Raw genomic sequence first — 22,820 nt, 5'->3', positions numbered from 1 at the left:
CGACTGACTCCTTCTGCGACGAGGGGGTGGGCGCTTCAGCCCGTGGCGGAGGCCGGCGCATGGGCCCCCTGGTCGTTCATCTGCTGCAGCACAAAGTCGGTGATCTTGCCCATGGTGTTGTAGGTGGCCAGCCGGAAGCCGGACTCGCGCGGCGGCAGCCCGTACCGACTGGAGACCCGCGACAGGAGTTCGACCTGCTTGACGGAGTCGACTCCCAGCTCGGCCTCGAGCTGCACCTCGTCCTCGAAGACGTCCTCGGGGTATTCGAGCGCCTCGGCGTAGAGGGTCCGCAGCTCGTCGAAGAGCCGCTCGCGGTCGTACTCCTCCGGCCGCGGCTCGGACGCCGACGGGGCCGACGGGGCCGCGGGGGCGGTCTCGGGAGCGGCCTCGACGGCGGGCTCGGGCTCGGCGCGCTCGGCCTCGGCGGACTTGCGGAAGGCGTCCAGTTCGGTGCGGACCAGCTCCAGCACCATGTGGCCGCGCTCGCTCCAGTACGCCGCGAAGACGTCGGAGGGCACCGAGGGGGCCAGCAGCTCGGCCAGCCCGCCGCGCTCGGGCGCGGCCAGACCGGCCTCGCGCAGCGCCTCGAGGGTTCCGTCGAGGGCGAGCCGTCCCCCGGTCAGGGCCAGCGTGGGCAGCGACCGCACCTCGGAGCCATCGGTCACCTTGGCGACCAGCTTGGAGAGCGCGGCGCGCCCGCCCGCCTCCACGAACACCTCGGCGCCGCTCTCCCGCAGATGCCGTACGGCCGCGGCGAACCGCACCGGCCGGGTGAAGTGCTCGGCCAGCAGATCGGCGAGCACATCGCCCGGCTCGTAGTAGCGCTGCAGGATCGGCGAGTAGACCGGGCGGTTCAGCGGATGCTGGTCCAGCTTCCGTACGTAGGCGGCGAACTCGGGGGCGGCGGGGGCGAGCGCCGGGGTGTGGAAGGGGAAGGGGGTGTCGATCTCGATGGCGCCCACGTCCAGCTGTCCGGCGATCGCCACGACCCGGTCCAGGATTTTTGCGGGGCCGCTGACCACGGTCTGCTCGTCGTGGTTCTCGGTGGCGACGGCCAGCAGCGGCTCGTCCACCAGCTCCAGCAGCTTGCGGGTGCGCTCGGCGCTCGCGGCCAGGGCCACCATGCGGCCGTCGACACCGCCCTGCCGCTCGATCACGGCGACGCGCTGGGCGACGATCCGGACCCCGTCCTCGACCGAGAACGCCCCGGCCGCCACCAGGGCGGTGATCTCACCGAGGCTGTGCCCGGCCAGAACGTCGGGGGTGGCGCCCTGGGCGGCGAGGATCTCATAGGCGGCCAGGCCCGCGCCGTAGATGGCGACCTGGGAGGCCCAGGGGTCGTTGTCGAGCAGATCGCGCAGATCGGCCTTGCGCTCGCCGAAGAGCACCTCGGAGATGCGGCTGGCGTAGAGCTCCTCGGTCACGGCGTCGAGCCGCTCGAAGACCCGGCCGATCTGGGGATGGCGCTCCTTGGCCCGGCGGAGCGCCTCGCCGTCGAAGCCGCCTTGTCCGGGGAAGAGGAAGGCCGTCGTGACGCCTGTGGACGGATTGCTGGACATGCCGATGCCTCCATGAGTGGGGTGGTGACGGTGAGTGAGGTGCGTCACCCGCGCGGGTGACGCGGCGCTGTGGGCGGCCGATGGCCGTTGTGAGGTCGCGGCCGTGCCGTGTGGGCGGGCCGCGGGAGAGCCGGGCTGGGGGGTGTCCGGCGGACCACGCGGCGGAGCCGCATATCGGTGCTTTCCCCCTCCCCGTTACCAGGGGCTTCGCCCCAGGCCCCGGGGTCTGGGGCGAAGCCCCACCACGCGGCGGAGCCGCAAATCGATGCCGCGGGAAGGGGCGGGGCGGGGAGCAGCCCGCCGCAGGCGTCACGATCCGTCGGACACCCCCCTAGGCGGCGCCGGCGACCGGGGAGTCGAGCAGGAAGGTGCCCATGCTCCCGAGGTTGGCGGCGATCAGCCGGTCGGCGAGCCGGGTCGCCGGGGGCAGATGTCTGGGGGCGCCGCGGACGAGCCAGCGCACCATCCGGATCTTCCAGCCCGGATCGGGGCCCGGCGGGATGTGCTCGAAGAGGGCGTGGATATTGGCCGGGGAGTAGAACTCGGCGGGCGGGACGATCGTGGCGAACATCCCGACCATGCCGCTGCCGTGGTGCGGGCTGCGCGCCATCGCCCGGATGAACTCCAGCTCCTCGCGGTTGTAGTCGGCGAGTGCGGCATGGTCGCGGGTGTACCGGAAGTGGCCGCCCACCAGGGCGTCGCGGCGCCGGGCGTAGTCGGCGAGCGCGGCGGCGAGGTCACGGTCGCCGGACAGGGCGGGCTCCACGGCCTCCACGAGCAGTTCGGCACCGCGCAGGGAGTCGGTGATACCGGCGGCGGTGATGGGGTCGCGGGTGTAGCCCGCGTCGCCGACGAGGGCCCAGCCGGGGCCGTGGCAGTGGCGCAGGAAGTTGGGGACCGCGCCGGTCATCCACTTGTCGACGCGCCGGGTCTCCCGCAGCCGCGCCGCGAACTCGGGGTCGACGTCCTCGAAGGCGGCGATGACCGTGGCGTCGCGCCCCTGGTCGGGGGACGCCTTGAAGTCCTCGACCGGCAGGGCCACTCCGACGATGGTGAGGCCGTCGTGGGTGGGCCAGGTGAAGGCGTGTTGATGGCGGTGGCGGTAGGTGCGCACCTTGCCGTCGTGCGGCAGATCGGCCCAGTACGACCAGTGGCTCTTGTTGAGCACCGGGTGGGAGTCGTACTTCTCGGCCCCCACCAGCCGGGCGACGGTGGAGTTCGAGCCGTCGGCGCCCACCACCAGCCGGGCGTGCTCGACGAGGGGAGTGCGGTCCTCGGTTTCGGCCCGGACGCCGATGACGGTGCCCTGGCTGTCGGTCAGCAGTTCGCGCAGCGCGACCTGTTCCCGCAGCTCCGCCCCGGCCTTGACGGCGGCCTCGAGCAGGATCTCGTCCAGCTTGGCGCGCTCCGGGGAGTACGCCTCGGCCACGCCCTCGACGGCGGGCAGCTTGGCCATCAGCTGGACGGGGCCGCTCTGCAGACCGTAGGAGTGAATGGGCGGGCAGCCGGTGGCCGCCACCTCGTCCAGCAGTCCCCAGCGCTTCAGCCGGAGAATTCCCGGGGGGTGAACCAGATTTGTGGCGGCCCCCTTGCCGCCGGGGAATTTGGCCCGGTCCAGGAGAAGGACCCGGTATCCCGCTCTTGCCAGGAGCATCGCCGTCGATGCCCCACTGATGCGCGCTCCTACCACAATGACGTCGTACATAGCGACCCCCATACCCAACGGTCACCCGGGGTCCGGGGACCGGTGGATCATCTTTTTCGCTCTGTCTTCGCTCTGTCGAATTTAGTTGCGCGACCGACTCGGGAGGTTTCCCGTGCATGAATCCTCGGCGGCACCCGAAGAAATCACCTTCGTTTCGCCGGGTACGGTACGGCCGCGCGGTGCCGTGAGAATGGCCAGACAGCCAAGGGCGGCGATTCCGGCGCCGATCCAGGCGGCGGGCCGCAGCCCGTCCACGAATTCCTGGGGCGAGCCGTATCCGCCCAGCGTGGTGAATACGGAGGTGAGCACCGCGACGCCGAGTGCGCCGCCGAGCTCCCGGAAGGTGTTGTTGGCGCCCGAGGCGATGCCCTGGTCGCGGGGTGCGACGATACTCATCGCCATTTCCGCGACGGGCGAGAAGAACAGCCCGAGGCCGATTCCGCCGAGCACCAGACCGGGCACCTGGTCGGCGTAGGCGGTGTCCGCGCTGACCACGGACGCCAGCCAGCCAAGACCCACGGCCTCGAACAGCAGACCCGCGGCGACCACCAGACGGTTGCCGAGCCGGGCGGTCAGCAGCGCCGCCAGCGGGGCGACGAGGACCGGCATCGCCGTCCACGGCAGCATCTTCACGCCCGCCTCCAGCGGCGAGAAGCCCTGGATGTTCTGCATGAACTGGGTGAGCAGGAAGACCAGTCCGAACATGGCCGCGAACATCAGCAGGCTGGCCGCGTTGACCGCGCTGAACGCGCGGTTGCGGAACAGCCGCATCGGCAGCATGGGTTCGGCGGTGCGCAGCTCCCAGGCCACGAAAAGCGCGAGGACCACGAGGCCGCCGGCCAGGAAGCCGATCACCCGGCCGCTGGACCAGCCGTGTTCGGTGGTGGACACCAGCGCGTAGACCACACCGAAGACCCCGAGGCTGACCAGGACGGTGCCCACCGGATCGAGCGAGGTGTCCGGGCGGGTGGACTCGGCCAGCTTCCAGAGGCCGAGCACCAGCACCAGCACGCCGATCGGCACATTGACCCAGAAGATCCACTCCCAGGAGATCTTCTCCACCACGGCCCCGCCGATCAGCGGGCCGAGCGCGACCGCGAGCCCGCTGAGCGCGCCCCAGACGCCCAGCGCGAGACCGCGCCGGCGCTCGGGGACGGCGACGGTCAGCAGCGTCAGCGTCAGCGGCATCACCACGGCCGCCCCGAGGCCCTGTACGGCCCGGGCGGCGATCAGGGCGTCCGCGCTGCCGGACAGCGCCGCGGCGGCGGAGGCCCCGGTGAAGACGACGAGGCCGGCCAGGAAGACCCGGCGGCGCCCGAACCGGTCCCCGGCGGCCGCACCGGCCATCAGGAAGACCGAGAAGGTGAGGGTGTAGCCGTTCACCGTCCACTCCAGGTCCTGGAGGCTGGTGCCCAGGTCCTTCTGGATGGCGGGCAGCGCGGTGATGACGACGAGGTTGTCCAAGGCGGCCATGAAGACGGTGAGTCCGGACACCACCAGCGTCCACACGGGGTTCATTCCGCTCGGGCCGGAACGGTCAGACATGAATACCTTTCCTATGACGGCGCGTTTGCTGTGCGACGGGTGCGTTCAAGTCGATATCCGGCCGAGGGATAAACGGGCAGACACAGGCAACGCTATCCGGCCACGATCCTCCCGGGAACTGTACTTTGGTACAGGTGCCGGTAGCTGAGGGCGACGAGACCGGCCTGCAGCCGCGATTCCACCTGCAGTTTCGCGAGTATTGACGCCACATGCGCCTTCACCGTGCGCTCGGTCACCTGGAGCCGCAGCGCGATACGGCGGTTGGACCACCCCGCGCCGAGCAGCGCAAACGCCTGGGCCTCTCTGGCCGATAACAACGGCACACGCTCAAGCTCCCGCGTCCAGTTCGGTGCGGGAATATCGGGCACGACGGCAAGACCGCCCCTGTCGGACACGGTGACATTTCCCCCTAGTGTGCGGCGCGTAGAGCCGCCGCTCATGCAAGAATCAGACTGGATTGCCCTCTTGATTATTGCGGCCGTACACCCGTACGAGTCAAGGATTTCCGGCCCTTTCTCGCCTCGCGAGAAAGGGCTGGTGAAGCGCGGGGAATGCGCTTCACGTTTACCCGTGTTACCGTAAATTTACTTCAGTCTCGCATCATTTTCATCCGGCTCGGCCGGATGGCCACGCCCCAGATCGGCCAGCGCCGCCGCCGTCTGCTCCACCGCCCCGATGACGGTCACCGGACACCGCGTCATGACCTGTTTGGGCTTCATCACCAGCACCGAGCCCATGACCAGCCCGTCCCAAGTGACCGGCGCCGCGCACTCGTTCCACCCCGCCGCGCACTCCTCATGGCCCAGCGCGTACCCCCGCGCCCTGATCCGGTCCAGCGAGGCGAGAAGCCGCACATCGTCCCGGAAGGCCCCGGGGCCGGCCTCGGCGGGCACCGGCCGGTCCAGCACCTCCGACTGGATCGTCTCCGGCAGATACGCCAGGATCGCCCGCCCCGCGGCGCCCACCCGCAGCGAGTGCTCGACCGTCTGCACCGCACGGGGCGTCATCCCCAGCTCCGTCAGATCGGAGTCGCCCACGGCCATATCGGCGCACTGCCGGTGGGCGCCGCCGAACGGCGCCAGCAGATAGAGGAAGGCCAGCCCCCCGGTGGCCCGGCGCAGCGCCTCCAGCAGGGCATGGGCGGCGTCCGGCGCGGGCGAGTGGGCCAGCGCCTTCAGACCGAGTTGCGGGGCCGCCGAGCCCAGCCGGTACAGCCCCCGGCCCTCGCGGACGAAGATGCCCTGGTGCACCCCGGACTGCAGAATCCGGTAGACGGTCGAATCATCCAGCTCCGCCGCTCTGGCCAGCGCCCCGGGCCCATGGGCCCGTCCGCCGAGCTGGGTGAAGGCCCGCTGCACGCGGAACACCCTCTCGGCATGGCTGCTTCCGCCCACGGCCCCATTCTTGGCCACCCCGTCAGCCCCCCGTGCAGATTCCCCCGTTGCCCTGCCCAACGTGCCATGCTTCCCTACCCATTCCCCATCCGGGCACCTGGTCCGCTAGTGGACAACAAGGCCCCGCCGGGTTGCCCGGCGGGGCCTGATGGTTTATGGAGTCGCTGTTCCCGGAGCGGCTACTTGCCGGTCTCCTTCTCGTACGCCTTGATGACCTCGTCGGTCGGGCCGTCCATCAGCAGCTCGCCCTTCTCCAGCCACAGCACCCGGTCACAGGTGTCCCGGATCGACTTGTTGTTGTGGCTGACGAGGAAGACCGTGCCGGCCTCCTGGCGGAGCTCGCGGATACGGGCCTCGGAGCGCTTCTGGAACTTCCTGTCGCCGGTGGCCAGCGCCTCGTCGATCATCAGCACGTCGTGGTCCTTGGCCGCGGCGATGGAGAAGCGCAGCCGGGCCGCCATACCGGAGGAGTACGTGCGCATCGGGAGGGTGATGAAGTCGCCCTTCTCGTTGATGCCCGAGAAGTCCACGATGCCCTGGTAGCGCTCCCGGACCTGCTCACGCGACATGCCCATGGCCAGACCACCGAGGATCACGTTCCGCTCACCGGTGAGGTCGTTCATCAGCGCCGCGTTCACCCCGAGCAGCGACGGCTGGCCGTTGGTGTAGACCTTGCCGCGCTCGGTGGGCAGCAGCCCCGCGACGGCCTTGAGCAGGGTCGACTTACCGGAACCGTTGGATCCGATCAGGCCGATCGACTCGCCCTTGTACGCCACGAAGGTGACCCCGCGCACGGCGTGCACCTCACGCATGCCCGGGGCGTGCTTACGGCCCAGCAAACGGCTGAGGGCCGCGGTGGCGCTGCCCTTCCCCTTGGGGCCGCCGTTGACCCGGTAGACGATGTGGACGTCGTCGGCGATGACGGTGGGCACCCGCGACGGTACGGGAGCCGCCTGGGCGGTCTGCTCCGCCTTGGCAGCCTCGGCAGTCTTGTCCAGGATTTGCTCAGCCACGGCCGTACTGCTCCTCTGCCTTCCAGAAGTACACGAATCCCCCGGCACCGAAGAGGACCGCCCAGCCCACGGCCAGAGCCCAGACGTGCGGCGGCAGGTTCGCTCCGGTGTAGTCGTCGATCAGCGCGTACCGCATCAGATCCATGTACACGGCCGCCGGGTTCCCCAGCATGGCGTCCGAGATCCACTTGCTCGCCCCAGCGTGTTCAAGCGTACGGGCCAGCGGGAACATCACGCCGGACGCGTACATCCAGGTACGGAGGATGAACGGCAACAGCTGAGCGAGGTCCGGCGTCCTGGCCCCCATCCGGGCCATGATCAGCGAAAGCCCGGTGTTGAAGACGAACTGGAGCGCCAGCGTGGGAAGGATCAGCAGCCAGGCGAAGGACGGGTAGTGGCCGAAGCCCACCAGCACGATGACCAGCACGATCATCGAGAACAGCAGCTGCTGGAGCTGCTGGAGCGCGAAGGAGATAGGGAGCGAGGCCCGAGGGAAGTGCAGGGCCCGCACCAGCCCCAGGTTCCCGGAGATCGCCCGTACGCCGGCCATGGCGGACGCCTGGGTGAAGGTGAAGACGAACACACCCGTCACCAGGAACGGGATGTACATGTCGTTCGCCATACCGCGACTGCTCTTCAGCAGCATGCCGAAGATGAAGAAGTACACCGCCGCGTTGAGCAGCGGGGTCGCCACCTGCCACACCTGGCCCAGCTTGGCCTGGCTGTACTGGGCGGTGAGCTTGGCCGACGAGAAGGCCAAGATGAAGTGACGCCTGCCCCACATCTGGCGGATGTAATCGCCGAGGCCCACCCGGGCGCCGCTCACCGACAGCTCGTACTTCGCTGCCAGCTCGCCCGGGGACAGGCCGTCGTCGGCTGACGGCGGGGCACTCACGGCTACCGCACCGTCGTGCGTAGTCTCGCTCACAGTTGACACTTTCGTCTTCAGGGTGCGCTGAGCGGGGCCGCGCCCCGGGTCGCGCCCGATGCTCTTCGATACGAGCTTGTCAGATGACAGGAGGTCGGCCCAGTCGGGTCAGGCGCCATACCGTACGCCACTTCATGGGTCGGCGTGGACCACACGGTGTCTTCCAGCCCTCCCTGAAGCCCCCGAACCAGGCCCGAAGTGCGGTTTTCGACGGACGCCTGGCCAGCGTGAGCAGCAGCCAGACGCCCAGATAGACGGGCACGAGCAGCGCAGGAAGGTTACGCCGGGCCAGCCAGACCCGGTTGCGGGCCACCATCCGGTGGTAGACCGCGTGCCTGCTCGGCGCGGTGGTCGGATGGTGCAGCACCATGTCCGACCGGTAATCGATCATCCAGCCGGCGTCCAGCGCCCGCCAGGCCAGATCGGTCTCCTCATGCGCGTAGAAGAAGTCGTCCGGCAACCCTCCGACCTGCTGGAACACCGTGGTACGGACCGCGTTGGCTCCGCCCAGGAAGGTGGTCACCCGGGAGGACCGCAGCGGATCGGAGGCGCGCAGCCGGGGCACATGGCGACGCTGGGTGACGCCGGTGTCGGGGTCGGCGATGCGGAACGAGATGATGCCCAGCTCCGGGTCGTCGGCGAACGCCTGGCGGCACAGCTCGGCCGTGTCGGTGCCCGGCAGCAGCCCGTCGTCGTCGAGGAAGAGCAGTACGTCGACGTCCGAGCCGCCGGGTCCGAACGCCTCGATGCCGACATTGCGGCCCGCCGGGATGCCCACGTTCTCGGGCAGCTCGATGGTCCGTACGCCCTCGGGGAGCGCGGGCAGCGGCGAACCGTTGCCCACGACGACCACCTCGACCGGGTCGCCGTCCTGCTTGGCGACCGAGTCGAGGAGTTCGCGCAGCTCCTCGGGGCGATTGCCCATCGTGAGGACGACCGCTCCGACCTTCATGGCGCTCATGCTCACTTGAGCCTGCTCGACGCGAGGATGGACACGAGGTGAAGAAGGGTTTGCAGCAGGGCGATACCGGCCAGTACGGCAACGCCCAGCCGGGTGAAGAACAGGTCCCCGCGCACCTGGTCCACGACCGCCACCACGAGGATGAGCAGCGACGCCTCGACCCCGAGGACCAGCCGGTGGAACTGCAGCGCCGAGGCCGCCCTGCGGGCCAGCGCCACACCGGACGAGCGCGGCTCGGCGGCCGCCTCCTTGACCGGCGGCAGACCGCCCTGGTGCCGGGCGACCCCGACGAGGTCGGTCTCGGCCTTGATCAGAATGGCACCGAGCGCGGCGAGGGTGCCGAGGAACGCCCACAGCCAGTCGATCCGCCCGGAGCCCCACAGGTCGGCGGCGCGCAGCCCGAAGCCGACGAGCACCGCGGCGTCGCACAGGTAGGCGCCGACCCGGTCCAGATACACACCGCTCAGCGAGAACTGCTTCTTCCAGCGGGCTATCTCGCCGTCGACGCAGTCCAGCAGCAGGTAGAGCTGGACCATCAGCACCCCGAGCACGGCGCCCGCGATCCCCGGCACCAGCAGGGCCGGGGCGGCGAGGACGCCGAAGACGGTCATCAGATACGTCAGCTGGTTGGGCGTGACCCGGGTGTTCACCAGGTGCCGGTCGCAGCGCAGCGAGATTTCCCGCATGTAGAGGCGCCCGGCCCAGTGCTCACCGCTCCGCCGGTCCTTGACCCCTGCGGGGTGGACGACCGGGCGGAGTTCAGCCACTGATGGCTTGACTGACTGCTTTGGCATAGTCGGCGTATGCGTCCCTGATCGCGTCGGTTGAGAGGTCGAGGTGCTCGAGGATCGTGTAACGGCCGGGGCGCGTCTTCGGAGCGAACTCCACGACCTGGACGAACTCGTCCACGGTGAAGCCGATCTCCTCGGGCAGCACGGGCAGACCGTGCCGGTGCAGCACCTCGGCCATGTGCGCCGACTCCTCGTGCGCCCCGCGCAGCCGCATCGCGAAGGCGGCGGCCAGGCCGCACTGCTCGCCATGGCTGGCGGCGCGCTTGGGGAAGAGGAGGTCGAAGGCGTGGTTGATCTCGTGGCAGGCACCGGAGGCCGGGCGGGAGTCCCCCGCGACCGACATGGAGATGCCGGTGAGCACCAGTCCCTCGGCCAGCACCTGGAGGAAGCCGTCGTCGCCGACCCCGCCGGGGTGGCGCAGCACGGCCTCGCCCGCCTGGCGCGCGATCGCGGCCGCGAGGCCGTCGATCTGCTCGCCGGTCTCGCGGTGGGACAGCTCCCAGTCGGCGACCGCGGAGATATTGGACAGGGCGTCGCCGATACCGGAGCGGACGAAGCGCACCGGCGCCTCACGGATCACATCGAGGTCGATGACCACCGCGATCGGGTTGGGCACCCCGTACGAGCCGCGTCCGGCGTCGTTGTCGAGGGTCGCCACCGGGGAGCACAGACCGTCGTGCGAGAGGTTGGTGGCGACGGCGACCAGCGGAAGGCCGATGCGCGCGGCGGCGAACTTCGCACAGTCGATGATCTTTCCGCCGCCCAGCCCCACGACCGCGTCGTAGTGCCCCGACTTCATGGCGTCGGCGAGCTTGATCGCGTCATCCAGCGTGCCGCCGCCGACCTCGTACCAGCTCGCGCCCGGCAGCGCCGGTGACAGCCGCTCGCGCAGCAGGGCGCCGGAGCCGCCGCTGATGGCGATGGCCAGCTTGCCGGAGGCGGAGATCCGCTGGTCGGCGAGGACCCCCGCGAGATCGTCCAGGGCGCCCGCGCGGATGTCGACGACGAGCGGCGAGGGGATGAGCCTCGTCAGTACTGGCACGCGATGTCACGGCCCTTCGCCAGATCGTCGTGGTTGTCGATCTCGACCCACTTGACGTCGCCGATCGGGGCCACGTCGACCTTGAAGCCGCGGTTGACCAGCTCCTGGTAGCCGTCCTCGTAGTAGAGGTCGGGGTCGCGCTCGAAGGTGGTCTTCAGCGCGTCCGCGAGATCGGCGGCGGCCTCGCCCTCGATGAGGGTGACGCCGATGTACTCACCGGTCGCCTCGGCCGGGTCCATCAGCTTGGTGATCTTCTGGACGCCCTTGTCGGGGTCGGCGACGACCTTCATCTCCTCGTCGGCGAGCTGCTTGACCGTGTCCAGGGCCAGGATGATCTTCTGGCCGTTGCCGCGCGCGGCCAGCAGGGTCTGCTCGACGGAGACCGGGTGCACGGTGTCGCCGTTGGCGAGGATCACGGTGTGCTGGATCGCGTCACGGGCGCACCAGAGGGAGTAGGCGTTGTTCCACTCCTCGGCCTTGTCGTTGTCGATCAGCGTGAGCTTGAGGCCGTACTTCTGCTCCAGGGCCTCCTTGCGCTCGTACACGGCCTCCTTGCGGTAGCCGACGACGATGGCGACCTCGGTCAGACCGATCTCCGCGAAGTTGCCGAGGGTCAGGTCCAGGACGGTGGGCTCGCCTTCCTTCCCCTCGGGTCCCACTGGCACCAGGGCCTTGGGAAGCGTGTCGGTGTAGGGACGCAGACGCCGTCCGGCGCCGGCCGCGAGCACGAGGCCGATCATGCGGGTTCTCCTGTTTCGTCGTGTACAGCGGGTGCTCCTGAGGACACCCAGAAGCGGATGCTCTCGATGAGCACCGCCAGCGCGAGGACCGCCGCCAAAGCGGTCAACGCGATGGTGAAACCTTGGTTCTGGTGGTGCAGCAGGGCAGCGGCGGCCGTGACCGCCACCGTCCGCCCCTCGTGCCCGCCGATCGCCCGCACCAGCCGGCGCGGGGGCGCCCCCGTGCCGCCGCGGATGCGGTACACCGTGTCGTAGTGATGGTAGGCGACCGCCGCAACCAGCCCGAAAGCAGCGGGCAAGGCGCCGTTCACCTCCGCGTAAGCCGCCAGGACCAGGATGGTCCCGTATTCGGCGGCGCGGAAGAGCGGCGGCACCAGCCAGTCGAGGGGGCCCTTGAGGGGCGCGGCGACGGCGACGCCCGCGAGGACCGCGTAGAGCACGGCGCATCCGACGGGCACCCAGGAGCCGAAACCGGCGGCGGCGGTGCCGGCCAGGACGGCCGCGGCACCGAGGGCGGCAGAGAGCGGGGCGAGGTACGAACTCGCCTTGCGGGGGGCGGCCTTGGCGACCAGCTCGGCCAGCGGACCGGAGTCCGCGAGCTCGGCGAGGGCGTGGGCGGCCCGGTCCGTGCGCTTCGCGCGGCGGGTCAGCGAGCGCAGCACCCGGCCGGCGGTGGTGTAGCAGGCGGCCAGCGCACAGCCGATGAGCAGCACATAGAAGGTGATACGGGGCGTGGTGACCGCCGTCAGCACGGCGATCATCGCCCAGCGCTCACCGATCGGCAGCACGATCATGCGGCGCACCCAGACCGTCCAGCCGACGCTGTCGAGGCGGCCGGAGAGGGCGGCGGTGGGGCTGGTGTTGGCGGTGGCGTCGTGGTTGGCCTCGTTGAAGGCGAAGTCCACGACATGGCGGCAGGTCTGGAGCACCATCGCGCCGAGCGCGAGCGCCCATACGTCATCACCGCCGCCGGCGCGGGCGGCGCCGAGGGCGAGGCCCGCGTAGTAGGCGTACTCCTTGGCCCGGTCGAAGGTGGCGTCCAGCCAGGCGCCGAGCGTGGAGTACTGCAGCGAGTAGCGGGCGAGCTGTCCGTCGGTGCAGTCGAGCACGAACGAGGCGATCAGCAGCACACCGGCCGAGACGAACCCGGGCCGGGTGCCGGTGGCGGCGCAGGCCGCCGCGATGAGGGCGGTGAGGAGGGAGGCGGTGGTGACCTGATTGGGGGTCAGCCCGCGCCGGGCGCACCAGCGGGCGATGTAGCGCGAGTACGGGCTGATGCAGTAGGTCGTGAAGAAGCCGTCCCGCGCCTTCACGGCGGACCGCAGCCGCACCCGCTCGTCGTCCACCGCGGCCACGGCGTCGCGCGCCGCGGCCCGCGCCTCGGCGTCCGCGGGTACGTCGGCCACGAGCACACCGAGTTCGGGGCGGTGGACGGTGACGCCTTCGGCGTCGAGGGCGGCGGCGAGGTCGTCCACACGGGAGTGGGCGGCGGTGACACCGTCGGCGGTGGGCGCGTCGGCGGCGCGGTCCGGCGCGGCCGTGCCGACAGCACCGGCCCCGGCGGCGCCGCGCGCGCTTGCGTCCGTCTCGGCCGCCTCCATGGCGCCGACGCGGACCGCCCGGCCCGGGTTGCCGACGGCGGGTACGGCGCCCGTGCCCGGCGCGGCGGCGGGCGTCCCACTGCCATGCCCCAGGGTCCGCGCCGTGGCGGCCGTAGCCGTCACCGCGCGGACCAGCGCCGTACGAGCCTCCGGCTGGACGCTGAGCGCGCCGCGCACCGCGGCCGCGGGGAAGCGGGGGTCGGCGAGGGCCAGCCGCAGGGCATGGACATGGCCGACGAAGCGGGGGTCCACGAGGGCCACCCGCTCATGCGCCGGGACGGTGGTGAGCTCCGCCGTGACCGCGGCGGCGTCGGTCGCCGTACGCACGTCGAAGCCCAGCGATCGCAGGCCGTCCTCGAGGGACGAGCCGGCGACCGGCGCACCGGTGAGAATCGCGGTCGACAGACGAACTCACTCCTTGGCAGCTGACATGGTGGCCGCGCCGCTGATGGCACTGGCCTGGGCCCTCCGGGCCATGGGCATCGCACGCCCTCACCCCGTGGGGCCGGCGGCACGTCCGGCAGAGGCTATCGGATTGATGGAAGCCGCCGTTCACCGCGCATTCACCACACGATCGGGGGAACGACCGCTTCCGCGTGCCGCGGATCATCATGGTGGATGGCCGCTGTCCTCCACAAACGGCGACCGCCCCGCCACGGATAGGGTGCGGGGCATGACATGGCTGATCACAGGTGGTGCCGGATATATCGGGTCGCATGTCGTGCGGGCCATGGCCGAGGCGGGCGAGTCCGTGGCCGTGCTCGACGACCTGTCCAGCGGGGTCCGGGCGCGGCTGCCCGAGGACGTACCGCTGGTGAGCGGCTCCATCCTGGACCGTGAGCTGCTGGACCGCACCCTCGCCGACCTGCGGGTGACCGGTGTGGTGCATCTCGCGGCGAAGAAGCAGGTCGGGGAGTCCGTGGAGCAGCCGCTGCGCTACTACCGCGAGAATGTGCACGGGCTCACGGTGCTGCTGGAGGCGGCGGTCGCGGCCGGGGTCAGCCGCTTCCTCTTCTCCTCCTCCGCGGCCGTCTACGGCATGCCCGATGTGGAACTCGTCACCGAGGACACCCCGTGCCTGCCGATCAATCCGTACGGGGAGACCAAGCTGGCCGGAGAATGGCTGGTCAGAGCAGCGGGCGTGGCTCACTCGCTCTCCACGGCCTGTCTGCGCTACTTCAATGTGGCGGGTGCCACGCGCCCCGAGCTGGCCGACACCGGAGTGTTCAACATCATCCCGATGATGTTCGAGCGGATCACCGAGGGAGAGCCGCCCCGGATCTTCGGTGAGGACTATGACACCCCCGACGGCACCTGTGTCCGCGACTACATCCATGTCGAGGATCTGGCCTCGGCCCATCTGGCCGTGGCCCGCCGGCTGGCCACGCAGCGGGCGCCGGGCGATCTCACGGTGAACATCGGCACCGGTCAGGGCGTCTCGGTGCGTGAGATGTCCGATCTGATCGGGGAGGTCACCGGCCGCCCGGAGCTCACTCCCGTGGTCGGGCCGCGCCGGGCGGGCGATCCGGCCCGGGTCGTCGGATCCACCGAACTGATCGCCAAGGAGCTGGGCTGGAGCGCCCGGCACGATGTGCGCGCGATGGTGGAGTCGGCCTGGGAGGGCTGGTGCCTGCACCGCCCCGGGGCCCGACGCGGCTGACGGGGCACCGGCGGCGCTGACCGGACTCTGGAGCGGCCGCCCGGGCACCGCCTCGGCCGACCGCACCGGCGGCGCCGGCCGGGCACTGGTGCCGCTGCCCGGGTGTCCGCCCGGCCGACCTGGCACCGGCGCGGCTGATCCGGCCGCGCCCGGCGCCGTTGTTCACTGGTGAGCAGGGGACCTCGGCGCCGGGAGGAGGGCCGTACGCACATGGGCGCAGGTCATGACCACGCGCGCGGCCACACCACCGCCGGCGCCGCCCACCGGTGGCGGCTGCGGATCGCCCTGGCCATCACGCTCACGGTGATGACCGTGGAGATCATCGGCGGCCTGCTCGCCGGCTCCCTCGCCCTGCTCGCGGACGCCGGTCATATGGCGACGGACGCACTCGGGCTCGCGATGGCGCTGCTGGCGATTCACTTCGCGGGCCGTCCCCCGAGCCCGCACCGCACCTACGGCTATGCCCGCGCCGAGATCCTGGCGGCCCTCGGCAACTGTCTGCTGCTGTTCGGCGTCGGCGGCTACATCCTCTCCGAGGCGGTACTGCGGCTCCTCACCCCGGCCGCCACCGAGGGCGGGCTGACCATCGTCTTCGGCGCCGTCGGCCTGGCGGCGAACCTGGTGTCGCTGGCCCTGCTCAGGGGCGGCCAGCACACGAGTCTGAACGTCCGGGGCGCCTTCCTGGAGGTCGCGGCGGACGCGCTGGGCTCGGTCGCGGTGCTGGTGTCCGCCGGGATCATCCTCGCGACCGGCTGGCAGGCGGCCGACCCCGTGGCCTCCCTGGTGATCGGCCTCATGATCGTCCCGCGGACGTACAAGCTGCTGCGCGAGACGCTGAACGTCCTCCTGGAGGCGGCACCGCGGAATGTCGACATGGCGGCCGTACGCGCCCACATCCTGGGCCTGCCCGGGGTGGAGGGGCTGCACGATCTGCACGTGTGGACCATCACCTCGGGAATGCCGGTGCTCTCCGCGCATGTGGTGGTCGCCCCGGGGGCTCTGGACGCGATGGGCCACGAGCGGATGCTGCACGCCTTGCAGGGATGTCTGGGGGAGCACTTCGACGTCGGGCACTGCACGTTCCAGCTCGAACCGGGTGGGCATGCTGATCACGAAGCCAAGCTGTGCCACTGACACAGACAGGGGGCACATGTGCGGCAGACTTGGATGTTCACGAGTCGGAACTATGAGGATGGTCATGCCGATCACACCTGCCAACGGCGCCTCCGCCGAGACCGCCGCGCCCTCCGCGCCGAGCGGTTCCGCAGACCCGATCATGCTCGAGCTGGTCGACGAGGACGGTACGACGATCGGCACCGCGGAGAAGCTCTCCGCGCATCTCGCGCCCGGCAGGCTGCACCGGGCGTTCTCCGTCTTCCTCTTCGACGACCGCGGGCGGCTGCTGCTGCAGCGCCGTGCGCTGGGCAAATACCACTCCCCCGGGGTCTGGTCCAACACCTGCTGCGGCCACCCCTACCCCGGTGAGCCGCCGTTCGTGGCCGCCGCCCGGCGCACCGGTGAGGAGCTGGGCGTGGCGCCCGCGCTGCTGCGGGAGGCGGGCACCGTCCGCTACAACCACCCCGACCCCGCCTCGGGCCTGGTGGAGCAGGAGTACAACCACCTCTTCGCCGGGCTGGTGCGGGCGGCCCCGCGCCCGGATCCCGAGGAGATCGGCGAGATCGCCTTCGTCACCCCGGATGAGCTGGCGAAGCTGCGTGACGAGGGACCGTTCTCGGCGTGGTTCATGACCGTGCTGGACGCGGCCCGTCCGGCGGTCCGGGAGCTCACCGGGACGGCGGCCGGCTGGTAGCCGCGCCGGGCAGCGGAAGGGCGGCCCAGACGATCTTGCCGCCGCTCGCCGTGTGGTCGACGTCGTAGACCCCGCCCGCCGCCTCCGTGATCGCCGTCACCAGCAGCAGTCCACGCCCGCCGGTCCCGCCCTGGTCCGCCATCAGCGCGACGGGCCGGTAGGGGTGGTTGTCCTCGACGGCGATCCGGACCCAGTCCCGGCTCAGGGAGACCTCGACGGCGAGCTCGGGGGAGAGCAGCGCGGCGTGCCGTACGGCGTTGGTGACCAGCTCGGAGACGATCAGAAGCAGACTCTCCACCAGTTCGTCATCGACCGGCACGCGCTGATGGGCCAGCAGATCGCGCACCGCGTGCCGGGCCTGGGGCACCGAGGAGTCCAGGGCCGGTGCGGTGAACCGCCACGTCCCCTCGTAGGCGACCGGTGGCGGGGGCGGGGCCGGGGGCGGGGCCTGTCCCGCTCCGGAGGGGACTCTCCCGAGGATCTCCATGTCCGATACCCACCCCTCGCCGCGCCCGACCACTCATACCGAGTGTTGAGAAGCTCTGGTACGGACCGATGGAGTACGCACAACTTGACGCTTATCGAGCGTTTTTGATCGTTGGCGTATGCCAGCGTCACACGCTCGACTGCTCCTGCTCACCAGGGTTCCGACCATGGTGACTCGGCCGTGACCGGCCCGAATGCCCCGGCCCCGCTCCTGTCCCGCCCCGGCCCCGCTCCTGTCCGGATGCCGTCGAAGGCGCCCCCGCGCGGCCCGGATACGATCCGGCACATGGAGCCCTGTCTCGAGCACGAGGTCGCCGACGGCATAGCGACCGTCGTCATCCGCCATCCCGCCAAGCGCAATGCGATGACCCCCGGGATGTGGCGCGCGCTGCCCCCGCTGCTGACCCGGCTCGCCGCCGACCCCGCCGTCCGGGCGCTGGTGCTCACCGGCGAGGGCGACACCTTCTGCGCGGGCGCCGACATCGGCTCGCTGAGCGCCACGTACGAGGAGTCCACCGGGCTCGCGCTGCCCGCCGAGGAGGCGCTGGCCGCCTTCCCCAAGCCGACCCTGGCCGCGGTGCGCGGCTACTGCGTGGGCGGCGGCTGCCAGCTCGCGGCCGCCTGCGATCTGCGGTTCGCCGAGGAGGGCGCCCGCTTCGGGATCACCCCGGCCAAGCTGGGCATCGTCTACGCCCCCAGTTCGACCCGCCGGCTGGTCGAGCTGGTGGGACCGGCCACCGCCAAGTTCCTGCTGTTCTCGGGCGAGCTGATCGACGCCGAACGGGCGCTGCGCACCGGGCTGGTGGACGAGGTGCTGCCGACGGGCGCACTCGACAAGCGGGTGGCGGAGTTCACGCGGTCGCTGGTCTCCCGCTCACAGTTCACCCAGGCGGCGGCCAAGGAGTTCGCGGCCGGGCCCGTCGAGCCGGACCGGGCGGCGTACTGGCGGGAACAGGCGCGGCACAGCGAGGAGGCCGGCGAGGGCATCGCCGCCTTCCTCGAACGCCGCACCCCGCGCTTCCGCTGGACCCCACCGGCCGGATGACCGCGGCCGGAAAATGGCCGGATCGAGCGGGCTGATGGGGTTTGGAGGGGATCGCGACGGCGTAAGGGTGGCCGGATCCCGCGGGCCCGATGGATCTTGGGGATACCCGGGCTGTCGGGGCTCACTACCTGTCGGTAGCGTGCGGCCATGACCACACTTCCCGAGCTTGCCGCCCGGCGCTGTTACAGCGTCGTCAACCCGCTCCACTCCGCCATCTACTTCGCCCCCGACTTCGGCCAGGAGCTGGCCAAGCTGGGCCTCGAGGACAGCCCGGCCGCCTACTTCGTCGGGCGGGCGGCGCCGATGGGCCGGGCGGGCGCGGGCACCATCACCGCGACCTTCTTCAATTTCAGCCATGACCTGATCGCCCGCCACATTCCGGCCGCGTGGGACGTGGTCTCCCCCGAGGCCGCCCTTGAGGCCCGGCTGCGGGCCGCCGACTCGGTGCTGCGGCGGGTGCTGGGCGAGGACGTCATCGCCTCCAAGGAAATGGCCGAGGCCGCGGAGCTGGCGCTGCGCGCCACGGAGGCGTGTTCACGCCCGGCGCGCCCCCTGTACTCCGCCCACGCCGACCTGCCCGTCCCGGACGCCCCGCATCTGGCGCTGTGGCACGCCGCCTCGCTGCTGCGCGAACACCGCGGCGACGGCCATCTGATGACCCTGGTCAGCGCCGAGCTCGACGCGGTCGAGGCGCTGGCCTCCCACACCGCGACCGGGCAGGGCATGTCCACCAAGTGGATCCTGCGGACCCGCGGCTGGAGCGCCGACGAGTGGGAGGCGGCCCGGCAGCGGCTGCGCGACCGAGGGGTGCTCACCGCCGACAACGAGCTGACGGAGGCCGGTGAGCAGCTGCGCCAGCACCTCGAGAAGGAGACCGACCGCCTGGACGCGGCGCCGTACGAGCACCTGGGCGCCGAGGGCGTGGCCCGGCTGACCGAGCTGGCCACCGCCTTCTCCACCACCGCCCGCGAGAACGGCGCCTTCCCGGCGGACCTCCGCGGCAAGAGCTGACGGTCGGCCGACGGGCCGCCGACGGGCCCGTGCCGCGCCCCGGGGGAGCCTTCCAGGAAGGGCTTCCAGGGGAGACGCGGCACGGGCGCGCCCCGTCCGGCCATCGGCCCGGCACGGGACCGCCCGTGCCGGGCGGAGTTTGGCGGGAGTACATCGGGATACCCGCTTGTCGTGCGCGATCGGCCGTCTGACAACCGGGCGCCCACACCGCGCGCCGCGTACGCCGGCACCAGCCCGTGCGCCGCGTAGCGAACGGTGCCCGGCGGCCGCCGCCGAGCCGCCACCGACCGACAGGAGGTATCCACCGTGTTCCGTGCCATCGCCGACGTGCTCCGTGCCATCGGTGCCGCCATCGCGACCGTGGTGACGCTCCCCTTCCGCGCCCTGGCCCGCCTCTTCGGCGGAGCCTCCGACGTGGCGAGCGGGCCGCGCCGCAGGCGGGTGTGATGACCGTTTCCGGCTGATACCGGTGTCCGCCCGCTCCGTATCCCGACCCTCCCGGCCCGCCGAAAGCGTCGGCCGCGACCGCTTCGTCAGTGCCACCTGCCACAATGCAGGAGCAGTGCATACCGAAAGCGGAGCGTGATCGTGACGACGTCCATCGAAGGCAGGATCGCCGAGGAACTCGGCGTACGGGAACGGCAGGTCAAGGCCGCCGTCGAGCTGCTCGACGGCGGCTCCACCGTGCCGTTCATCGCGCGCTACCGCAAGGAAGCGACGGAAATGCTCGACGACGCGCAGCTTCGCTCCCTGGAGGAGCGGCTGCGCTATCTGCGGGAGCTGGAGGAGCGGCGCGCCGCGATCCTCGAGTCGATCCGCTCCCAGGGCAAGCTGGACGAGGCGCTGGAGGCGCAGATCCTCGCCGCGGACTCCAAGGCCCGGCTGGAGGACATCTACCTCCCCTACAAGCCCAAGCGGCGTACGAAGGCGCAGATCGCCCGCGAGGCCGGGCTGGAGCCGCTCGCGGACGGGCTGCTGAGCGACCCGACCGTGGAGCCCACGGCCGCCGCGGCGGCCTTCGTGGACGCCGAGAAGGGCGTCGCGGACGCCGCCGCCGCGCTGGACGGGGCGCGCGCCATCCTCACCGAGCGGTTCAGCGAGGACGCGGACCTCATCGGCGAGCTGCGTGAGCGGATGTGGGAGCGCGGCCGGGCGGCCACCAAGGTGCGCGAGGGCAAGGAGGAGGCGGGCGCCAAGTTCGCCGACTACTTCGACTTCGCCGAGCCGTTCACCGAGCTGCCCTCGCACCGGGTGCTGGCGATGTTCCGCGGGGAGAAGGAGGAGGTCCTCGACCTCACCCTGGAGCCGGAGGAGCCCTCCGAGGAGACCGGCCCCACCTCCTACGAGCGCTCCATCGCCCACCGCTTCGACATCGCGGACCGTGGCCGCCCCGCCGACAAGTGGCTGGCCGACACGGTGCGCTGGGCCTGGCGCACCCGCGTCCTGGTCCACCTCGGCATCGATCTGCGGCTGCGGCTGCGGCAGGCCGCCGAGGACGAGGCCGTCCGGGTCTTCGCCGCCAACCTCCGTGATCTGCTGCTCGCCGCCCCGGCGGGGACGCGCGCCACGATGGGCCTCGACCCCGGCTTCCGTACGGGGGTGAAGGTGGCCGTGGTCGACGCGACCGGCAAGGTGGCTGCCACGGACACGATCTACCCGCATGTCCCCCGCAACCAGTGGGACCAGGCCCTCGACAAGCTGGCCGGGCTGGCGCGTGAGCACAATGTGGAGCTCATCGCGATCGGCAACGGCACGGCGTCCCGCGAGACCGACAAGCTGGCGGGCGAGCTGTGCGGCAGGCATCCCGAGCTGAAGCTCACCAAGGTGATGGTGTCGGAGGCGGGCGCCTCGGTGTACTCGGCCTCCGCCTTCGCCTCACAGGAGCTGCCGGAGCTCGATGTCTCGCTGCGCGGCGCCGTCTCCATCGCGCGCCGGCTCCAGGATCCGCTGGCCGAGCTGGTCAAGATCGATCCGAAGTCGATCGGCGTCGGCCAGTACCAGCACGACCTGTCCGAGGTGAAGCTCTCCCGTTCCCTCGACGCGGTCGTCGAGGACTGTGTGAACGGTGTCGGGGTGGACGTCAACACGGCCTCCGCCCCGCTGCTCAGCCGGGTCTCGGGCATCGGCACCGGCCTCGCGGAGAACATCGTCTCCCACCGCGACGCCAACGGCCCGTTCGTCAACCGTAAGGCGCTCAAGGACGTGGCCCGGCTCGGCCCCAAGGCGTATGAGCAGTGCGCGGGCTTCCTGCGCATCCGGGGCGGCGACGACCCGCTGGACGGGTCGAGCGTGCACCCCGAGGCGTATCCGGTGGTGCGCCGGATGGTCACCAAGGCGGGCGGTGACGTGTCCACCCTCATGGGGAACACGGCGGTGCTGCGGGACCTGCGGCCGGACGAGTTCGTGGACGACGCCTTCGGCCTGCCGACGGTCACCGACATCCTCAAGGAGCTGGAGAAGCCGGGCCGCGACCCGCGTCCCGCCTTCAAGACCGCGACCTTCAAGGAAGGCGTCGAGAAGATCGGCGACCTGTCGGCCGGGATGATCCTGGAAGGCGTCGTCACCAATGTCGCGGCGTTCGGGGCGTTCGTCGACGTCGGTGTGCACCAGGACGGCCTGGTGCACGTCTCCGCGATGTCCAAGACGTTCGTCAAGGACCCGCGGGACGTGGTCAAGCCCGGCGACATCGTCCGGGTGAAGGTCCTCGACATCGACATCCCGCGCAAGCGGGTCTCGCTGACGCTCCGGCTCGACGACGAGGCGGGCGCCGCGTCCGGCGGCGGCCGGGACCGCAACCGCTCCGAGGACACCCGCGGCCAGCGCGGCGGGGGCCGTCGCGGCGCACCCCAGCAGCGCCAGGGCGGTGCGCCTCAGCAGCGTCAGGGCGGCGGCGGTGGGCGCGGCCAGCGCGGCGGAGGCGGAGGCCGCGACGCGGCCCCGGTGAACGGCGCGATGGCCGACGCCCTCCGGCGGGCGGGCCTGCTCGACCCGAAGAAGCGCTAGCCCTCCGGGCAACACCCGGTTCGCCTCGCCCGGCCTCGCCATGACGGCGAGGCCGGGCGGCGGCTGCTTTCCCCTACCCGCCCCTTCCCGGCTCCTGTCGATATGCGGCTCCGCCGCGCGTGGGGTCCGCCCCGGGCCCCGGTCCGCAATCGCCGGACGGGCTGAATATCAGCCCGTCCGGCGATTGCGGACCCGCCCGAAGGGCGTCCGGCCAGGCCAGGGGGCGGTGGGCTGCCGATCGGGCTCCCTGGGGCCCGTGGAGGTGCCCAAAGCGATCGCCCGAGTGCGGACGCGGGCTGCCGCGTCAGGGGCCCGGCGCGCCTGCGCGGTCAGCCGGGTGGCGGCGGGGCGCGGGCCGTGCCAGGGACCGGAGCACCCACGCGGTCAACTGGATGGGAGCGGGCGAGAGCGGGGCGCGGGCCCGCTCACGGGCCGGAAGGCAGGCACTGGTCGGGTCGGGCAGGGCGGGAGTGGCCCGCTCGCGGCCTATGGCAGGCGTAGGACGCGGCCGGGCGAGCCCCTGGTG

General features: G+C 71.4%; 20 protein-coding genes. 7 read left to right on the top strand and 13 right to left on the bottom strand.

Annotated features, from left to right (window positions below):
- Positions 1–35 precede the first annotated feature (35 nt).
- The 12 genes from CGL27_RS38030 to CGL27_RS37975 all read right to left on the bottom strand — a co-directional run bounded on the left by CGL27_RS38030 (position 36) and on the right by CGL27_RS37975 (position 13,606).
- Positions 36–1,559: an acyltransferase domain-containing protein gene (locus CGL27_RS38030; protein WP_119992204.1), complete on the bottom strand. Its 1,524-nt coding sequence runs from the start codon at positions 1,557–1,559 to the stop codon at positions 36–38.
- A gap of 331 nt (positions 1,560–1,890) precedes the next feature.
- Entirely contained in the window at positions 1,891–3,264 is a 1,374-nt protein-coding gene (locus CGL27_RS38025; protein ID WP_162953157.1) for an NAD(P)/FAD-dependent oxidoreductase, read from the bottom strand.
- An 81-nt stretch (positions 3,265–3,345) separates the two neighbouring features.
- The gene (locus tag CGL27_RS38020) at positions 3,346–4,809 is read right to left on the bottom strand and encodes an MFS transporter (RefSeq protein WP_119992202.1); all 1,464 of its coding nucleotides are present in this window, start codon (positions 4,807–4,809) and stop codon (positions 3,346–3,348) included.
- A gap of 92 nt (positions 4,810–4,901) precedes the next feature.
- Positions 4,902–5,204 (bottom strand): helix-turn-helix transcriptional regulator, encoded by a 303-nt coding sequence (locus tag CGL27_RS38015; RefSeq protein WP_237298686.1) that lies wholly within the window; start codon positions 5,202–5,204, stop codon positions 4,902–4,904.
- 189 nt (positions 5,205–5,393) lie between these two features.
- Positions 5,394–6,203: an IclR family transcriptional regulator C-terminal domain-containing protein gene (locus tag CGL27_RS38010; RefSeq protein WP_237298688.1), complete on the bottom strand. Its 810-nt coding sequence runs from the start codon at positions 6,201–6,203 to the stop codon at positions 5,394–5,396.
- A gap of 179 nt (positions 6,204–6,382) precedes the next feature.
- The gene (locus CGL27_RS38005; protein ID WP_078640020.1) at positions 6,383–7,216 is read right to left on the bottom strand and encodes an ABC transporter ATP-binding protein; all 834 of its coding nucleotides are present in this window, start codon (positions 7,214–7,216) and stop codon (positions 6,383–6,385) included.
- Positions 7,209–8,144: an ABC transporter permease gene (locus tag CGL27_RS38000; protein ID WP_119992201.1), complete on the bottom strand. Its 936-nt coding sequence runs from the start codon at positions 8,142–8,144 to the stop codon at positions 7,209–7,211. The genes CGL27_RS38005 and CGL27_RS38000 overlap by 8 nt, the downstream gene beginning before the upstream one ends.
- A gap of 79 nt (positions 8,145–8,223) precedes the next feature.
- Positions 8,224–9,096 (bottom strand): glycosyltransferase, encoded by an 873-nt coding sequence (locus tag CGL27_RS37995; protein ID WP_078647237.1) that lies wholly within the window; start codon positions 9,094–9,096, stop codon positions 8,224–8,226.
- An 11-nt stretch (positions 9,097–9,107) separates the two neighbouring features.
- Positions 9,108–9,899, bottom strand: a complete 792-nt coding sequence (locus tag CGL27_RS37990) for a CDP-alcohol phosphatidyltransferase family protein (protein ID WP_119992200.1) — start codon at positions 9,897–9,899, stop codon at positions 9,108–9,110.
- Positions 9,865–10,938 carry an iron-containing alcohol dehydrogenase family protein gene (locus CGL27_RS37985; protein ID WP_078640025.1) on the bottom strand — a complete coding sequence of 358 codons (1,074 nt, stop codon included), beginning with the start codon at positions 10,936–10,938 and terminating at the stop codon, positions 9,865–9,867. The genes CGL27_RS37990 and CGL27_RS37985 overlap by 35 nt, the downstream gene beginning before the upstream one ends.
- Positions 10,926–11,678, bottom strand: coding sequence for a phosphocholine cytidylyltransferase family protein (locus CGL27_RS37980; RefSeq protein ID WP_119992199.1), 753 nt, complete (start codon positions 11,676–11,678; stop codon positions 10,926–10,928). Before CGL27_RS37980 ends, CGL27_RS37985 begins: the two co-directional genes overlap by 13 nt.
- Positions 11,675–13,606: a DUF5941 domain-containing protein gene (locus tag CGL27_RS37975; protein WP_119992198.1), complete on the bottom strand. Its 1,932-nt coding sequence runs from the start codon at positions 13,604–13,606 to the stop codon at positions 11,675–11,677. The genes CGL27_RS37980 and CGL27_RS37975 overlap by 4 nt, the downstream gene beginning before the upstream one ends.
- 346 nt (positions 13,607–13,952) lie before the next feature.
- Here CGL27_RS37975 and galE point away from each other — a divergent pair, with 346 nt between their 5' ends.
- The 3 genes from galE to idi all read left to right on the top strand — a co-directional run bounded on the left by galE (position 13,953) and on the right by idi (position 16,749).
- Complete coding sequence (galE, locus tag CGL27_RS37970; RefSeq protein WP_119992197.1) at positions 13,953–14,939, top strand: UDP-glucose 4-epimerase GalE; 987 nt, start codon at positions 13,953–13,955, stop codon at positions 14,937–14,939.
- A 210-nt stretch (positions 14,940–15,149) separates the two neighbouring features.
- Entirely contained in the window at positions 15,150–16,073 is a 924-nt protein-coding gene (locus tag CGL27_RS37965; RefSeq protein WP_119992196.1) for a cation diffusion facilitator family transporter, read from the top strand.
- 64 nt (positions 16,074–16,137) lie between these two features.
- Complete coding sequence (gene idi, locus CGL27_RS37960; protein WP_078640034.1) at positions 16,138–16,749, top strand: isopentenyl-diphosphate Delta-isomerase; 612 nt, start codon at positions 16,138–16,140, stop codon at positions 16,747–16,749.
- Here idi and CGL27_RS37955 read toward each other — a convergent pair.
- Complete coding sequence (locus tag CGL27_RS37955) at positions 16,724–17,236, bottom strand: ATP-binding protein (RefSeq protein WP_078640035.1); 513 nt, start codon at positions 17,234–17,236, stop codon at positions 16,724–16,726. The genes idi and CGL27_RS37955 overlap by 26 nt on opposite strands.
- 285 nt (positions 17,237–17,521) lie before the next feature.
- Between CGL27_RS37955 and CGL27_RS37950 the strand changes: the two genes are divergently transcribed.
- The 4 genes from CGL27_RS37950 (at position 17,522) to CGL27_RS37940 (ending at position 22,294) form a co-directional block, all read left to right on the top strand.
- Positions 17,522–18,280: an enoyl-CoA hydratase/isomerase family protein gene (locus CGL27_RS37950; protein WP_119992195.1), complete on the top strand. Its 759-nt coding sequence runs from the start codon at positions 17,522–17,524 to the stop codon at positions 18,278–18,280.
- A 147-nt stretch (positions 18,281–18,427) separates the two neighbouring features.
- Positions 18,428–19,291 carry a hypothetical protein gene (locus CGL27_RS37945; protein WP_119992194.1) on the top strand — a complete coding sequence of 288 codons (864 nt, stop codon included), beginning with the start codon at positions 18,428–18,430 and terminating at the stop codon, positions 19,289–19,291.
- Between the two features lie 306 nt (positions 19,292–19,597).
- Positions 19,598–19,738, top strand: coding sequence for an LPFR motif small protein (locus CGL27_RS50410; RefSeq protein ID WP_162953156.1), 141 nt, complete (start codon positions 19,598–19,600; stop codon positions 19,736–19,738).
- Between the two features lie 141 nt (positions 19,739–19,879).
- A complete protein-coding gene (locus CGL27_RS37940) occupies positions 19,880–22,294 on the top strand; it encodes a Tex family protein (RefSeq protein ID WP_119994755.1) in 2,415 nt (804 codons plus the stop codon).
- Positions 22,295–22,820 lie beyond the last annotated feature (526 nt).

It is taken from the genome of Streptomyces sp. 11-1-2, from assembly GCF_003595545.1.
Classification (GTDB): Bacteria; Actinomycetota; Actinomycetes; order Streptomycetales; family Streptomycetaceae; genus Streptomyces; species Streptomyces hygroscopicus_B.
The sequence above is the reverse complement of the archived record's forward strand: the minus strand, read 5'-3'. Positions and strand labels throughout refer to the sequence as shown.

Coding starts and splice junctions, on each gene's coding strand:
- CGL27_RS38025 (WP_162953157.1), bottom strand. CDS start 3,264: ATGTACGACGTCATTGTGGTAGGAGCGCGCATCAGTGGGGCATCGACG.
- CGL27_RS37955 (WP_078640035.1), bottom strand. CDS start 17,236: ATGGAGATCCTCGGGAGAGTCCCCTCCGGAGCGGGACAGGCCCCGCCC.
- CGL27_RS37990 (WP_119992200.1), bottom strand. CDS start 9,899: ATGCCAAAGCAGTCAGTCAAGCCATCAGTGGCTGAACTCCGCCCGGTC.
- CGL27_RS37945 (WP_119992194.1), top strand. CDS start 18,428: ATGACCACACTTCCCGAGCTTGCCGCCCGGCGCTGTTACAGCGTCGTC.
- CGL27_RS37965 (WP_119992196.1), top strand. CDS start 15,150: ATGGGCGCAGGTCATGACCACGCGCGCGGCCACACCACCGCCGGCGCC.
- CGL27_RS38030 (WP_119992204.1), bottom strand. CDS start 1,559: ATGTCCAGCAATCCGTCCACAGGCGTCACGACGGCCTTCCTCTTCCCC.
- CGL27_RS37980 (WP_119992199.1), bottom strand. CDS start 11,678: ATGATCGGCCTCGTGCTCGCGGCCGGCGCCGGACGGCGTCTGCGTCCC.
- galE (WP_119992197.1), top strand. CDS start 13,953: ATGACATGGCTGATCACAGGTGGTGCCGGATATATCGGGTCGCATGTC.
- CGL27_RS38020 (WP_119992202.1), bottom strand. CDS start 4,809: ATGTCTGACCGTTCCGGCCCGAGCGGAATGAACCCCGTGTGGACGCTG.
- idi (WP_078640034.1), top strand. CDS start 16,138: ATGCCGATCACACCTGCCAACGGCGCCTCCGCCGAGACCGCCGCGCCC.
- CGL27_RS37950 (WP_119992195.1), top strand. CDS start 17,522: ATGGAGCCCTGTCTCGAGCACGAGGTCGCCGACGGCATAGCGACCGTC.
- CGL27_RS37995 (WP_078647237.1), bottom strand. CDS start 9,096: ATGAAGGTCGGAGCGGTCGTCCTCACGATGGGCAATCGCCCCGAGGAG.